This window comes from Arthrobacter sp. Cza30 (assembly GCF_059090765.1).
Map to the genome: position 1 here is coordinate 660,003 of NZ_JBNHGA010000002.1, position 14,601 is coordinate 674,603.

The 14,601-nt window shown below is 65.7% G+C and carries 10 protein-coding genes; 4 read left to right on the forward strand and 6 right to left on the reverse strand.

Annotated features, from left to right (window positions below):
• Nucleotides 1-58 precede the first annotated feature (58 nt).
• The 6 genes from AC5RVZ_RS08375 to AC5RVZ_RS08400 form a co-directional block, all read right to left on the reverse strand.
• Nucleotides 59-1,093, reverse strand: a complete 1,035-nt coding sequence (locus tag AC5RVZ_RS08375; protein WP_494065292.1) for an AAA family ATPase — start codon at nucleotides 1,091-1,093, stop codon at nucleotides 59-61.
• A gap of 588 nt (nucleotides 1,094-1,681) precedes the next feature.
• Nucleotides 1,682-2,530: a 3-hydroxyacyl-CoA dehydrogenase gene (locus tag AC5RVZ_RS08380; protein ID WP_494065293.1), complete on the reverse strand. Its 849-nt coding sequence runs from the start codon at nucleotides 2,528-2,530 to the stop codon at nucleotides 1,682-1,684.
• 81 nt (nucleotides 2,531-2,611) lie between these two features.
• On the reverse strand, nucleotides 2,612-3,796 hold the full coding sequence (locus AC5RVZ_RS08385; protein ID WP_494013532.1) for a thiolase family protein: 1,185 nt from the start codon (nucleotides 3,794-3,796) through the stop codon (nucleotides 2,612-2,614).
• A 51-nt stretch (nucleotides 3,797-3,847) separates the two neighbouring features.
• Nucleotides 3,848-5,035: an acyl-CoA dehydrogenase family protein gene (locus AC5RVZ_RS08390; RefSeq protein WP_494065294.1), complete on the reverse strand. Its 1,188-nt coding sequence runs from the start codon at nucleotides 5,033-5,035 to the stop codon at nucleotides 3,848-3,850.
• Nucleotides 5,032-6,561, reverse strand: a complete 1,530-nt coding sequence (locus AC5RVZ_RS08395; protein ID WP_494065295.1) for an acyl-CoA synthetase — start codon at nucleotides 6,559-6,561, stop codon at nucleotides 5,032-5,034. Before AC5RVZ_RS08395 ends, AC5RVZ_RS08390 begins: the two co-directional genes overlap by 4 nt.
• A gap of 83 nt (nucleotides 6,562-6,644) precedes the next feature.
• Nucleotides 6,645-9,014: an alpha/beta fold hydrolase gene (locus AC5RVZ_RS08400; protein WP_494065296.1), complete on the reverse strand. Its 2,370-nt coding sequence runs from the start codon at nucleotides 9,012-9,014 to the stop codon at nucleotides 6,645-6,647.
• A 243-nt stretch (nucleotides 9,015-9,257) separates the two neighbouring features.
• Here AC5RVZ_RS08400 and AC5RVZ_RS08405 point away from each other — a divergent pair, with 243 nt between their 5' ends.
• From AC5RVZ_RS08405 to AC5RVZ_RS08420, 4 genes are all read left to right on the forward strand, one after another.
• A complete protein-coding gene (locus AC5RVZ_RS08405; RefSeq protein ID WP_494065297.1) occupies nucleotides 9,258-10,184 on the forward strand; it encodes a helix-turn-helix domain-containing protein in 927 nt (308 codons plus the stop codon).
• Between the two features lie 392 nt (nucleotides 10,185-10,576).
• Nucleotides 10,577-12,130: a GMC family oxidoreductase gene (locus AC5RVZ_RS08410; RefSeq protein ID WP_494065298.1), complete on the forward strand. Its 1,554-nt coding sequence runs from the start codon at nucleotides 10,577-10,579 to the stop codon at nucleotides 12,128-12,130.
• A 185-nt stretch (nucleotides 12,131-12,315) separates the two neighbouring features.
• Nucleotides 12,316-13,746, forward strand: a complete 1,431-nt coding sequence (locus AC5RVZ_RS08415; protein WP_494065299.1) for an aldehyde dehydrogenase family protein — start codon at nucleotides 12,316-12,318, stop codon at nucleotides 13,744-13,746.
• 227 nt (nucleotides 13,747-13,973) lie between these two features.
• Nucleotides 13,974-14,552, forward strand: a complete 579-nt coding sequence (locus tag AC5RVZ_RS08420; protein ID WP_494065300.1) for a recombinase family protein — start codon at nucleotides 13,974-13,976, stop codon at nucleotides 14,550-14,552.
• The last annotated feature ends 49 nt before the right edge of the window (nucleotides 14,553-14,601 follow it).

The following is a 14,601-nucleotide window of genomic DNA, read 5'->3' on the forward strand; positions in this document are numbered from 1 at the left end:
GCATCCGGCCACGGTCTCAATCGCTCAGAGGGCTGCCTGGCCGCCGCCGCTGATGCGGTCAGGCCAGCCAGCGCCGCCAACGTGACTGCTCCGGTTCCGGCGTTGGTTCCGGCTCCGGCTCCTCGCCCAAGGCCAGCGCGGCCTCGACGATGTCGTCCTCGGTGAGCGTCATGACGGCCTCACGATCGAGCGCATCGAAACTTTGTTCCCCGTCCAGCGACAGCCGCAGCGCCTGACGGTTGAGCGCCTGCTCGAACAACGTGCGGGCGAACCGTGCGTTGCCGGAGTCCTCGCCCGCGTGGAGCCCGGTGAAGATGCGGCGCAGCATCTGGTCCGCGCCCGGCTCCAGCGTGTACTCGTGTTGGGCCAGCATCCGGTGGAAGATCGTCAGGAGTTCGTCGATGGAGTAGTCGGGGAACGTGATCTCGCGGGCGAATCGGGAGCGCAGTCCGGGGTTCGAGAGCAGGAAGGACTCCATCAGCTGCGGGTACCCGGCCACGATCACGACCAGGCGGTGGCGGTGGTCCTCCATCCGCTTAAGCAGGACCTCGATCGCCTCTGGTCCGAAGTCCGCCCGCCCGTCGTCCGGGGCCAGCGCGTAGGCCTCATCAATGAACAGGACGCCGTCCAGCGCACGCCGGATCACCCGGTCCGTCTTGATGGCGGTCGCGCCGACGTACTGCCCCACCAGGCCCGAACGGTCGACCTCGACCAGGTGGCCTTTCTGCAGTAGACCGACCGCGCGGTACATCTCGGCCAGGAGCCGCGCCACGGTGGTCTTGCCCGTGCCCGGGTTTCCGAGGAACACCAGATGCTGTGATGTGGCCACCTCCGGCAGGCCGTGCGCCTTTCGACGGGCCTGGACCTGGAGCAGTGCGACGAGGGCCCTCACCTGTTCCTTCACGGTCCCCAGCCCCACCAGCGTGTCGAGCTCGGCCTGCACCTCGGACAGCGGCCGGGCCGGCCCGGGCCTCGCACCGATGCGATCCCCGACCAAATCGTCGACGCGCTCCGAACCGTGCAGCTTGAGCTGATCGGCCAGATGGCCGATGGTTTCGCGCAGGTCGTCGAGCGGATTGCGGCTGGCAGCCATGCACCCACTGTAGTACCCGGTTCCCGACCGGGGAGCGGTTGGCCTCACGAGTATCCCCCTTTGGCCATAGTTCACGCGACACCGGGTCTCCGTTTGATATGCGGGCACTGGCCGGAGAACAATGAGCAGTGCCATACAAGTGGCCGCAATGGAGGAGCATGGTTATCTAAGTCGCATTCCTTCCCTGCTCAGGGCCGAACCCTGCGCGCCTCGGCCTGACAGTCTCGCAAGCCGGCCGCACACCGCGACAAAGATGAGCGGGAACTTATGAACGCCATGTCCACCAAGGTTCATGTATGTCCCGTTAGCGGATGCTTCATCGAGACACTGCCGGGACATACTCACGGTTATCGGCGGATTACTTTTCGGTCCATGTCCCGGATGCGTACAGGGTAACTCCGCACTTGCAGCGGTAGGTGCGGAGCCGGGCGGGCCGGTCCTGCCCGGGCTCCCCGTCCGGCACGGAGGGCAGGATCACGAGAAGCTGGGCGTACCGGTCGCCTGCCAACAGACCCGAAAACAACCGGCAACGGACCTGAGGACCGGCTTTGAAACCTTCACCCGGTCAGGGAGAGTCGTCGAGCCGGGTTACTCGTAGTCGTAGAATCCTTTCCCCGTGGCAAGTCCCAACCGGCCCTTGTCGATGAAGTCGCGTTTGAGGATATTCGCGAATTCCCGGAGTTCCGGGTCCTCACTATGGGTGTTGAGGTTGTATGGGGTTTCCATGCCGATGATGTCGTGGATTTCGAAGGGGCCGAAGGGTGCGCCCGTGGCCCTGCGCCAGGTCGCGTCGATGACCGCTACGTCGGCGACGTCCCGTACGTAGAGCTTCGCGGCCGAGGTCAGGAACGGAACCAGTAGCGAATTCAGGATGTATCCAGGCTGTTCCTTCTTCAGCTTAATGGGGACCATGCCGATCTCCTCGGCGAATTCAGCAACGGCGTCCAGGTACTGCGCGGCAGTGCCCGCATGTCCCATGATTTCGCCGGTGTTCAGGCGCCAGACCTCGTTGGCAAAGTGCAGTGCCAGGAATTTTTCCGGACGGCCCGTGGCATCTGCGATGTCACTGGGCAGGAGCGTTGAAGAGTTCGTAGCGAACACCGTGTTCGTGGGTGCCACTGCTCCGGCCTTCGCCCAGACATCGCGCTTAATCTGCAGAACCTCGGGGACCGCTTCAATGACGATCTCGGCGTCCTTCAGGGCATCGGTCAGGTCGCTGGAGGTGCGGATGCGTCCGACGGCGGCATCGAGCTTTTCGGCGGTGGCTTCGGGCAGATCGCGCAGGTAGAGCGGCTTGAGGTATTCCCAGCGGACAGCCAGTTTTGCAAGTATCTCGTCGCTGAGATCGTAGGCGACGACATCTTTGCCCCGATAGGCGGCCTGAAAGGCGATCTGCGATCCGAGGACACCTGTGCCGAGCACGGTGAGGTTTTGCATGGTTTCTCCTTGTCGTGGGTGGCTGTGCAGGTTCAGTCAGCCGGGGCGTTGCCTGGGCGTGGTCAGCGGGAGATCAGGGGGTCAGAGCGCCTCGAAGAGGCCTGCGGCGCCCATGCCACCGCCGATGCACATGGTCACCACGGCGTACTTTCCGCCGCGTCCCCGGGTGGCGTGCAGTGCGTGCCCGGTCATGCGGGCGCCGCTCATGCCGTATGGGTGGCCGATGGAGATCGCTCCGCCGTCGACGTTGAACCGTTCCGGGTCGATACCCAAGGTGTCGCGACAGTGCAGGGTCTGGGAGGCGAATGCTTCATTGAGTTCCCAGAGGTCAATGTCGTCGATGGCCAGCCCGTGCCGGGAAAGCAGTTTCGGAACGGCGGTGACCGGGCCGATGCCCATCTCGTCGGGTGCGCAGCCGGTGACGGCGACACCGTGGAAGATGCCCAGCGGTTCAAGGTCACGGCGGGAAGCCTCGGTGGCGTCCATGAGGACCACGGCGGCGGCCCCGTCGGAGAGTTGGGAGGCGTTGCCAGCGGTGACGCTGAACCGGCCCGGGTGCTTTCCGTCCCGGTCCAGGACCGGGCTGAGTTCGGCCAGAGTCTTAGCAGTGGTGTTGGGTCGGTTGCCCTCGTCGCGGGCTAATGTCCCGGCCGGGGCGGTGGCGTTCCTGTCCGGGTGTTGGGACAGTGGGACGATTTCGGCGTCGAAGGCCCCGCGTTGTTGGGCTGCGGCGGTGCGCCGCTGGGACTCGGCGGCGTAGTGGTCTTGGGCCTCGCGGGAGATCCCGTAGCGGTCGGCGACGAGTTCGGCAGTTTCGAGCATGCTGGAGTACAGGCCGGGAACATTGGCTTTCAGCCAAGGGTCATGGGCACGGTGGGTGTTGAAGTGTTGGTTTTGCACCAGGGACACGGACTCGGCTCCGCCGGCGACGATAATGTCGGCGTCCCCGGCTTCGATCATGCGGGCTCCCAGAGCGATGGCCATGAGTCCAGAGGCGCACTGGCGGTCCACCGTCATCCCGGGCACCGTGTCCGGTAGGCCGGCTCGCAGGGCGGCCTGCCGGGCCAGGTTCATTCCCTGGCTGCCCTGCTGCAGGGCTGCGCCCAGGATGACGTCGTCGATTTCGGCGGGGCCAAGCCCGGCACGCCGGACCGCGTGCTCGATAGCGTGGCCGGCCAGTGTCTGGGCCGGGGTGTCGTTGTAGGCCCCCTTGTATGCCCTGCCGATCGGGGTGCGGGCGTAGGACACGAGGACGGTTTGGCGCACGGTGGCTCTCCTGATGGGTTTCGCGGCGGGTGGATGTCGGGCGAAGGCGTTTCAGACGAAGGCGGAGATTCCGGTGAGGGCCCGGCCGACGATCAACGTGTTGATCTGGTGGGTGCCTTCAAAGGTGTAGATCGCCTCGGCGTCCATGAAGTGCTTCATCACTTTGTTTTCCAACTTGATGCCGTTGCCGCCGAGCACTTCCCGGCAGTGGGCGACGGTCTGGCGGGCCTGGGAGGCGGCCATCAGCTTCACCAGGGAGGCGTGTTCCTCTTCCAGTGCGTCCCGGTTGGCGAGTCGGGCGGCCTGGACCAGCGCCCCCAGGGAGGAGGTGATGTTGATTTCGGAACGGACGAGCAGGTCCTGCACGAGTTGGAACCGTGCCACGGGGCGGCCGAACTGGTGGTGGCCCATGGCGTGGGCCAAGGCCGCGTCGAAGGCACCGATCGCATTGCCCAGTGCCGTCCACCCGACCTCCAGCCGCGTGGATTTCAGCACTTCGGAGATCTGCCGGAACGAGCTGACCCCAGGCAGCCGCGCGGTGTCCGGGATGCGGACGTCGGTGAGGGTGATGTGGGCGTTCTGCACGGTGCGCAGGCTGTACTTGCCTTCGATCTTCTCGGCCAACCATCCCGGGGTGTCGGTGGGGACGATGAAACCGAGGAAGCGGCCGTCTCCGCCTTGCTCCTTCGCCCACACGATGGCTTGGTGGCCCCAGGTGGCGTTGCCGATCCACCGTTTGGCACCGTTGATCACCCAGCCGGCTCCCTCCCGGCGGGCCGTGGTGGTCATGCCGCCGGCGATGTCGGAGCCTGAGCCCGGTTCGGTGAGCGCGAACGCGCCGATCAGTTCGCCGGTGGCGACGGCCGGCAGGATGTGGGCCTGTTGGGAGGGTGAGCCGAAGCGGCGCACCGACAGGGCGAACAACGAGCCGCTGACCCCTACGAAGGTGGCCAGGGAGGCGTCCTTGCGGGCGAGTTCTGCGGTGAGCATGCCGCGCAGCAGGTGGCTGGGTTCTTGCCCGGTGTGCAGGTGCCGGCCCAGTTGGCCGGATTCGGCCAGTGACTGGACGAGTTCGACCGGAAATTCCGCGTTCTCCCAGGCACGGTTCAGCGCGGTGTCATCCACGCCGGCCAGATAGGAACGGAAGTCTTCCAATACTGCTTGCTCCGCGGGATCCAACAATGTCTCAAAGAGCAGCAGGTCGTGGGACTGGACGGTGGTTGTGGCGGACAAGCTCATCGGGAAACTCCTTGGCGGGTGCGCAGATCGGTTTTCAGCAACTTGCCGGTGGAGGTGCGCGGCATCTGTTCGATGAACTCGATCTGCTTGGGGATTTTGAACCGGGACAGGGCAGGCGCGACGGCTGCGCGGATGTCCTCGGCCGTGAGCTCAACGCCGGCTTCGGGCACGATGAAGGCTTTGCCGACCTCGCCCCACTGCTCATCGGGTACTCCGATGACGGCGGCTTCGGCGACACCGGGCACGTTCAGCAGGGCGGACTCCACCTCCGCCGGGTACACGTTCTCCCCGCCCGAGACGTACATGTCCTTGTACCGGTCCCGGATCCAGTAGTAGCCCTCCTCGTCCCGCACCGCTGCGTCCCCGGTGCGGAACCAGCCGTCGGCAAACGCGGCGGCGGTGGCCTCGGGGCGCTGCCAGTACTCGCGGATCACATTCGGTCCCACCGTCTGGATCTCCCCGATTTCCCCGGGGGATGCCGGCTCGCCGTTCGGGGCGATGAGGCGGACATCGACAAGGAACTGCGGCTTGCCGGCCGATCCGGCCTTGCGGATCCCGTCCTCGGCGGCAAGCTTGAGCACCGCCGGGGCGGTTTCGGTGAGGCCGTAGCCCTGCTGGACGGCCACGCCCCGCGCGGCCCACGCCCGCAGAATGCGTTCGGGCACCGGGGCCCCGCCGACGACGATGGTGCGCAGCGAGGACAGGTCGGTCTGGCTGAACAGGCGGTGGTGGGCCAGGGCATCGAGCATGGCCGGGACGGCGAACAGGCTGGTCACCCCCCGGCCCTGGATCGCGGAGAAGATCGCTTCAGGTTCCACGCGCCGGTGCACCTCGATTGTTCCGCCCTTGAGGAACGTTGGCAGCACGAGCCCGTTGAGTCCGGCGATGTGGAACAGAGGGGCTGCCGCCAAGCACACCTCGTCTGGGCGTATGTCGTTTTCGATCAGGACGTTGATGTCATTGAAGAACAAGTTTCCGTGGGTCAGCACGGCGCCCTTGGGACGCCCGGTGGTGCCGGAGGTGTACATCAGCACGGCCGGATCATCGAGACCGCAGCAGGCTTCCGGCACCGGGCGAGCTTCCTCTTCCGGCATCTGCCCGTAAGGTGTCCCCGCGCCGGTGCCATCGACGTCGACCAACAGACGGGCGGGTATCCTCCCGGCGATCATTCTTGCTGCTTCTGCCTGCCCTTGGCCGAAGAACAGCAGAGCGGCGCCGCTGTCTTGCAGGATGTACTCCGCCTCTGCCGGCGCGAGCCGGGCGTTGACCAGCACGCAGATTGCTCCAATCCGAGTGGTGGCGAACAGCGTCTCTAGGAGTGCCACATTGTTTGCTCCCCAGTAGGCCACCCGGTCACCCGCATGGACGCCCTGATAGGCCAACCATGCGGATAGCGACTCCACCCGATCGGCGAACTGTGCGAATGTCAGCTCCGTTCCCTCGAAGACCAAGGCCACGCGGTCTGGACTGAGCATCGCCCGTCGACGCGGCCAGGATCCGAGCCCCAGGTTTTGAAGACTCGACATGTCGTATGTTCCTTTCGGTTTGCTGACTGGGCGCCGGACACCCGGAAAAGAGGCGCGGGACGGCGATCGTGCGCTTTGGGCGCTTATGCAGCGCCTTCGCCAACGGGCGCGAGCCGGGCTGGTGTATCGGCCCAAAAGCCGGTGGTCAGGTCGGCGAACTCCTTGGCCCGCTCGATCTGCGGCATGTGCCCGACCTTGGGCATGGCGTGTGTGCGGGCGTGCGGCAGGTGTTCGCCGGCGGCGGCGAGATGGGCGAACGGGAAAATATTGTCCTGCTCTCCCCAGATGACCAGGGTCGGTACACGCTGGGCGGCCAAGCCTTCCATGAGCTCCTTGCGCCAGGCCTCATTGGTACCGCGGAACGTGCCGAGGGCTGCGGCGGTGTCCAGGAACACGCGGCTCGCGTGTGGTCGGGAGGCCAGACGGTACCCCAGCTGCACCCGCTCGTCGGTGACCTGCGCCGGGTCGTTGAAGAGGCTGAGTTCCAGCCGGCGTGACGAGGCGGGGCTGGGCTTGCTCAGCAGCATCTTGCCTAGCGGCCGGACTGACATCAGACGGACCGGCAGTGCGACCTCCCTGCCGAAACCGGCGCTGCCGGCGAGTACGAGGCTGCGCACCCGCTGGGGCGCGTCCACGGCTAGCTGCATGGCGACGGCACCGCCCAGAGAGTTGCCCACTATGTGGGCGGGTTGGGTGATGCCCACCGCGTCCAGGAAGGCGCCGAGGAAACGGGCCAGAGCGGGCAGTGAGTATGGCTCGCTCAGCGGTTCGGACCCACCGTAGCCTGCCAAGTCGACGCTGATGAGGCGGTACCCCTGACCAGCAATCAACTCATGCTGCTCGTTCCAGTCCTCAAGGCTGCGGCCTATGCCATGCACCATGACGACAGGGGTTCCTTCCCCCTCATCGCGGTAGCGGACCTGCCCGCCGTTTACTGCAACCGTTTGCGTGGCGGGAGCGTAGAACGCCTCCACTGATGACTCCCCGGCTGCCCGCCGCCGTTGAAAGCTCATGCTCCCGTCCTCCAGTTGACGGCCGCTTAGCAGCCGAATGTCCTTCATGTAGTTCTGGTGCAACCGCCAAGGCACCTGCGTGCCCTGCTTGGCCATCCCGTCCACTCCACGCCGGATGTAGCCGGCGTCGAGGTCCAGGAAAGGGCGTGGGGTCTCGCCGAAGGGGGTGAGCGGGGTGGCGGAAACGTAGCCGTTCGCGTCCAGATGTTGCAGGAGGCGGCACGCATACCGACTGACCAGGTCAGCCTTCAGCGTCCAGGAGTTGTTCGTGTAGCCCGTGACCATGCTCAGGTTGGGCACTCCTGAGATCATCATGCCTTTGTAAGCAAACCGCTCGCCGACGTCGACCTTCTCGCCGTCGACGCTCACAGTCATGCCGCCCAGCCATTGAAGGTTCAGCCCGGTAGCAGTCACGATGATGTCTGCGGGCAGGTCCTCGCCCGATTCAAGTACGATCCCGTCCTTGTTAAGAGTGCGGATTCGCCCGGTGGCAATCGATGCTTTTTCACCCCGCAGTGCCGTGAACAGGTCCCCGTCCGGGACCGCGCACAAACGCTGGTCCCAGGGGTTGTAGGGCGGGTTGAAGTGCGTGTCGACGTCGTAACCGGCGGGGAGCAACTTGACTGCATCCTTGCGGATCTTGGCGCGAACCATGTCCGGGTTTTTGCGGCTCAGTGTGTACTTCAGGTGCAGGTTCAGCATGTTCTTCCACCGCAAGGCGGGATATGCCACGGAGGCCGGCAGCACGCGTCTCAGCACATCGGCCAGCGGATCGACAGCCGGCACCGATGCGATGTACGTGGGGGTGCGTTGCAGCATGGTGACGTGCGCTGCCTTCTCCGCCAGGTTCGGTACCAGTGTCACGGCTGTGGCGCCGCTGCCGATGACGACGACGCGCTTGCCCGCGTAGTCCAGGTCTTCGGGCCAGTGCTGCGGGTGCACGATCTGACCGCGGAAGCGCTCCTCGCCCTCGAACGCCGGCCGGTAGCCTTCGTCGTAGCGGTAGTAGCCGGTGGAGCCAATAACCCAGAGGGCCGTAAAGACAACTGATTCCCCGGTATCGGACCGTTCGGCGGTAACCGTCCAGCGTCCGTCGGCGGTAGACCACTCCGCACACAAGACCCGGTGGTGGAAGCGGATTTTCCCGGTGATTCCGTATTCCTCGGCAGTCTCCTCGACGTACCGTTTGATCGATGCCCCGTCAGAGATTGCCTTCGGCTCCGTCCATGGCTTGAAGGCGTAGCCGAAGGTGTACATGTCCGAATCGGAGCGGATACCGGGGTAGCGGAACAGGTCCCAGGTCCCGCCGATGGCGCCGCGCGACTCCAGGACGGCATACCGCTTACCGGGACACTCCCGAACCAGATGGGCGGCCGCACCGATGCCCGACAGGCCCGCACCTATGATCAAAACGTCTACATGCTCTGTGGCCACGGCCATCGTCTCTCCTTTGAAGCGGGTGCTCGGAACGGTCCCCCAATGCGCGGTACCGTCCACGCGGGCTAGAGCCCGTATGATCTAGGACACACGGTATGTCTGTTGCAGGGCCGGGCGCATGACTGCCCGTGCAGCCGGCCTTGCCCGTCTGTGCAAGTCTGGGCGTCCGCCGCGAAGCCTGACCTTGGGGCCGGCAGCGGACGGCAAGTCCCGTGAGGGTGTTGAAGGAGACGATCCATGACAAAGGTGCAGACCTGGTCCACCGACCTCTTGCCGGAGAAAGCCCGGTTCGAAGCGTGGGCGGAGAAGATGCGCGCGCTGCACATGGACTGGGACCTCTCCACGCCGGTCGAGGATACCTATGCCGCCCGTATCCGCTACCGGGGGGCCGGGAACCTCAACGTCGCCGACGTGCGCTGCGCGGCGTTCGGGGGTCAACACGCCCCTTCATCAAACACCCCTGACGTCGTGGGCATCCAGCTGCAGCTCAGTGGGCGGCTGACGTGCACCTATGGAGATGACCGATTCACGCTCAATCCAGGCGACCTGTTCCTCTGGGACAGCGACCGAAAAGGCACCTTCGACAGCGTTGGGCAGCACCGCCAGCTGTCGCTGCTCGTCCCGATGGCGCGGGTCCCGCAATCCATCGCATCGATGCTCGGGAGCAGTCGTCCCCTCGCCGCGCGGCCCGGAGCCGGCGCACTTTCCATTGCTGCAAGCCAGATCCGCGCAATCGCCCGCGAGCTGGACCACCTCAGTGATGATGCCCTGCACCGGACGGTGAACGGGCTCCTCGATCTCCTCGACACCGCGGTGGCCCCCGCCCAAGGCACAGCCTCCGGGCAGCGCGCGCAGCTTCTCGCGGACATTCAGCAGTACATCCTGGAGCGGCTCGACGACCGGCAAATGTCTGTCAGCTCCATCGCAGCCGCCCACTGGATCTCGGTGCGCACCCTGCACCTCATCTTCTCCGAGTCGGGGACACCGGTGGCACGATGGATACGCCAGCAGCGGCTGGAGCGCTGCCGCCGCGATCTGGCCGGCGCCTCGGGCTCCACGACGGTCACCGCTGTCGCCTTTCGATGGGGCTTCAGCGACACGGCCCACTTCAGCCGCGCGTTCAAGCAGGCCTTCGGCGTCCCGCCGACGGCGGTCATGCCGCGGCCGGAGTAATACAGTGGCATTGATGGTGCCACCGGCACATCAACGCCACCTTTCAATGGACTAGCCGCCCTGCCGGCCTAAATCCCACCAAGGCGTCGCGGTCCTTGATCCCGGGTGCCACCTCGCACCGTTGGGCCCCAAATCAGGACGAGCAGGCAGCGGCCACCACGCACCGGGGCGTCCGGGTCACTGATACAGCGGCTCTCCATTTCCGCCGTTCAGCCGCCTGGCCCTAACAACGAGACGTCGATCCACTCGAGTGTGTGCCCGCAGCCAGGTCAAAATGGCACTGATTGTCATGGCCCCTGCACTCACTGACAAGCGGATTGCGCCACGCGCAAATAAGACTGGAGCATCAGTTGTAAGTGAGCTGCATCACCGCAGAGTTTGGGAGGCCAAAGATGGCAGCAGAGTTGGATTTCATCGTCATAGGTGCGGGATCGGCCGGGTCCGTCCTCGCACGCCGGCTCATCGACGCCGGCAAGCGCGTGGCCGTGCTGGAGGCCGGCGGCGAAGACACCAACCCGGTGATCGCCGACGTGTTCGCGGCCGGTGCACTCTGGCACGGGCCGGAGGACTGGGACTACTACACCACGGAGCAGGAGGGGTGCGCCGGCCGGCGACTGCACCTGCCGCGCGGGAAGGTCACCGGCGGCTCGCACGCGCTGAACGCCACTATCTGGGTCCGCGGCGCGAAGCAGGACTACGACACGTGGGCCTACCTGGGCTGCCCGGGCTGGAACTGGGACGAGGTCCTGCCTGTCTTCAAGGCGATCGAGAACTACGACGGCGGGGCCTCCGACACGCGCGGCGGTTCCGGCCTGCTCGACGTCGTTAAGGACTTCCCACGCAACCCGGTCCAGGACGACATCCTCGAAGCCGCGCAGGAAGTCGGGGTGAAGCTCAACGAGGACTACAACTCGGGCGACGTCGAGGGCGTCTCCAAGATGCAGCTCAACGTCCGCAGCGGCAAGCGCTTCAACACCTGGCACGCCTACCTCAAGCCCGTCATCGGACATGAAAACCTCACGCTCATCACCGGCGCCCACGTCCGCCGGCTGCTGATCCAGGACGGCACCGTGACCGGCGTCGAGTACGAAAAGGACGCCCGGCTACTCACCCTGGCGGCGGCAGAAACCGTCCTCGCAGCCGGCGCGATCAACTCACCGGAACTGCTGCTGCGCTCGGGCATCGGGCCGGCCGACGAACTGCGCAGGGCCGGCATCGAACCCGTGCTGGACCTGCCCGGCGTCGGGAAGAACCTGCACGACCACCTGCTCTCGCCGGTCATCTTCACGACGACAAAGAAGGAAGTCCCGCCCTCGCAGGTTGCCGCCGCGGAGACCCACCACTTCTGGAAGAGCAGTCCGGACCTGGCCGTGCCGGACACGCAGCCGATCCACTTCTCCCTTCCGATGTACTTCCTCGACGACATGACCGGCCCGGAGAACGGCTTCTCGCTCATCGGCGGCATCGTCCGCCCGCTCAGCCGCGGCGAAATCACGCTCTCCGGCCCCAACCCGGAGGACCCGATCCGGATCGACCTCGGTGCGCTGAGCGCCGAAGAGGACGTCCGCGCCCTGGCCGCCTCCGTCCGCCAGTGTCGCGAAATGGGCCGCACCACCGCCCTGGCCGAATGGGGCCCCGAAGAGATCTACCCCGGACCGGAGTACTCGGACAGCGACGAGGACCTCGAGCGCTACGTCCGCGAAACCGCCGTGACCTACCACCACCAGGTCGGCACCTGCAAGATGGGCCTGGACGAACTCGCCGTCGTCGACCCGCGCAGCCTGAAGGTCCGCGGCCTGAACGGCATCCGCGTCGCCGACGCCTCCATCATGCCGCTGGTGCCCACCGGCAACACCAACGCCCCGTCCGTACTCATTGGCGAAAAGGCCGCCGAATTCATCACCGGCCACCACTTCGGCGTCGCAGACACGCAGAAACCGCAATGACATTGGGCTGGGTCAGCAGATGACGTTCTTTGGACCCACGTCTGGGGTCGGCCGTCGTTATCACACAGGCGGCGGCTGGGAATCGGGGCCGCAACGGCCGAATGATACGCAGCCGTCGCGTTCTCACGCATCCCTGCCCAGCCGGATCTTCCTGCCTGAAATCCACCAACCACGAAGGACACGACATGACCACCCAGTCAGAAACCCTGACGATCACCTTCGCTGACCTCCTCGCCGCGATCCAGCCGGCCGAGGGCGGTCGCGAGATCAAAGACCCTGCCACGGGGGAGCTCGTGGGCTGCGCACCCGAGCACACCACCGCAGATCTGGAAGCCGCGGTCACCGCTGCCCGCGCGGCCCAGCCGGCATGGGCCGCGCTCGGCCACGAAAAGCGCAGCGAGTACCTGAACCGCGCCGCCGACGCCGTCGAAGCCTCCACCGAAGCCCTCGCCGAGCTGCTCTCCCGCGAGCAGGGCAAGCCTCTGAACGGCCCCAATGCCCGCTTCGAAGTCGGGGCGTGCGCCGCCTGGCTGCGCGCCACTGCCGCATTTGAACTCGAGCCCGAAGTGCTGGTCGACGACGACGGCGGCCGCGCCGAACTCCACTACCGCCCCCTCGGCGTGGTCGGCGCGATCGGCCCGTGGAACTGGCCCATGATGATCTCCGTCTGGCAGCTCGCTCCCGCCCTGCGCATGGGCAACACCGTCGTGATGAAGCCCTCGAGCTCCACGCCGCTGTCGGTCCTCGCACTGGTCCATGTCCTGAACACCGCGCTCCCGAACAACGTATTGCACGCCATCTCGGGAAACCGGACCGTCGGCAACCTGCTGGTCGAACACCCCGGAATCGCGAAAATCATGTTCACCGGCTCTACCGCCGCGGGCAAAGCGATCATCCGCAACTCCGCCGACACCGTCAAGCGCCTGACCATGGAACTCGGCGGCAACGACGCCGGCATCGTACTCCCCGACGCCAACCCGCAGGCGATAGCCCAGGACCTGTTCTGGGGCGCATTCATCAACACCGGCCAGACCTGCGCCGCGCTCAAGCGCCTCTACGTGCACGAGGACATCTACGAAGACGTCGTCACCGCCCTGACCGAAACAGCGAAAGCCATGCCCATGGGTGTCGGCCTGGACGAAAACAACGTACTCGGCCCTCTGCAGAACAAAAACCAGTACGACATCGTCGCGAACCTGGTCCAAGCGGCCAAAGACTCCGGCGCCCGCATCGTCCTCGGCGGCAACCCCGAACAAGGCCAGCCGGGCTACTTCTACCCCACCACCCTGGTCGCCGACATCAACAACGACAACCCGCTGGTCGCCGAGGAACAGTTCGGCCCGGCCCTGCCGATCGTCAAGTACTCCAGCGTGGACGAAGCCATCGAGATGGCCAACGCCCTCGAGGTGGGCCTCGGTGCCTCCGTCTGGTCCTCAGACAAAGACAGGGCCCGCGAAGTCGCCGCCCAGATCCAGGCCGGCACGGTGTGGATCAACAAGCACGGCGCCGTCGACCCCCGTGTACCGTTCGGCGGTGCCAAGCAGTCCGGCTACGGGCTGGAATTCGGCGTCGAAGGCCTCAAGCAGCTCGGCCAGCCCCACGTCATCAGCTACTAGCGATCACCTGCGCGTGGGGCTGCCATCCCTCGGTGGCAGCCCCACGCTCGCCTAACACCCAAAAGCCGCCTTCTGGGTCTTGTCTCATAAGCCGGTCCTCCACCGCGACACTTACGGCCCGCTCCCGGGCCGGGAAAAATCCCATACAAGTACCGGCTTCTTAGATTCGCGTATACCCCGCCCGCAAAAAAGCCCGGTGAAGGTTGCCTAAACGCTACAGTTAGGGCATGTCCGCGCACATCATCGGCTACGCCCGCGTCTCGACCAACGAGCAGGACCTCAACGCCCAAAGAAACGGACTGGCCGCATTGGGTGTGCCCGAAGACAGGATCTATACCGACCACGGGCTCACCGGCACCAACCGCGACCGTCCCGGCCTCCGTGAAGCCCTTGCCGCGGTCCGCGCCGGCGACACCCTGGTCATCACCAAACTCGACCGGCTCGCCCGATCCCTGCCCGACGCCCGCGACATCGTCGAAGAACTGACAAAGAAGAAGGTGAAGCTAAGCATCGGCGGATCCGTGCACGACCCGACCGACCCGGTTGGCCGGCTGCTCTTCAACGTCCTGGCCATGGTCGCCGAATTCGAATCCGACCTCATCCGTGCCCGCACCCGCGAAGGCATGCAGGTCGCCAAGGCCAAAGGCCGGCTCCGCGGCAAACAGCCCAAACTCTCCAAAAGCCAGGAAGCCCACCTCGTCGCCCTATATAAGGGAGGACAACACACCACCGCCGAGATCGCCGAACTGTTCAAGGTCGCCCGCAGCACGGTCTACCGCATCGTGCAACGGACACCGACCTCCTGATGCCGCGCCAACGAAGGACTCCCGCAATGAAATCCGCACCCGCATGAGC

Coding starts and splice junctions, on each gene's coding strand:
- AC5RVZ_RS08375 (WP_494065292.1), bottom strand. CDS start 1,093: ATGGCTGCCAGCCGCAATCCGCTCGACGACCTGCGCGAAACCATCGGC.
- AC5RVZ_RS08380 (WP_494065293.1), bottom strand. CDS start 2,530: ATGCAAAACCTCACCGTGCTCGGCACAGGTGTCCTCGGATCGCAGATC.
- AC5RVZ_RS08390 (WP_494065294.1), bottom strand. CDS start 5,035: ATGAGCTTGTCCGCCACAACCACCGTCCAGTCCCACGACCTGCTGCTC.
- AC5RVZ_RS08395 (WP_494065295.1), bottom strand. CDS start 6,561: ATGTCGAGTCTTCAAAACCTGGGGCTCGGATCCTGGCCGCGTCGACGG.
- AC5RVZ_RS08400 (WP_494065296.1), bottom strand. CDS start 9,014: ATGGCCGTGGCCACAGAGCATGTAGACGTTTTGATCATAGGTGCGGGC.
- AC5RVZ_RS08410 (WP_494065298.1), top strand. CDS start 10,577: ATGGCAGCAGAGTTGGATTTCATCGTCATAGGTGCGGGATCGGCCGGG.
- AC5RVZ_RS08415 (WP_494065299.1), top strand. CDS start 12,316: ATGACCACCCAGTCAGAAACCCTGACGATCACCTTCGCTGACCTCCTC.
- AC5RVZ_RS08420 (WP_494065300.1), top strand. CDS start 13,974: ATGTCCGCGCACATCATCGGCTACGCCCGCGTCTCGACCAACGAGCAG.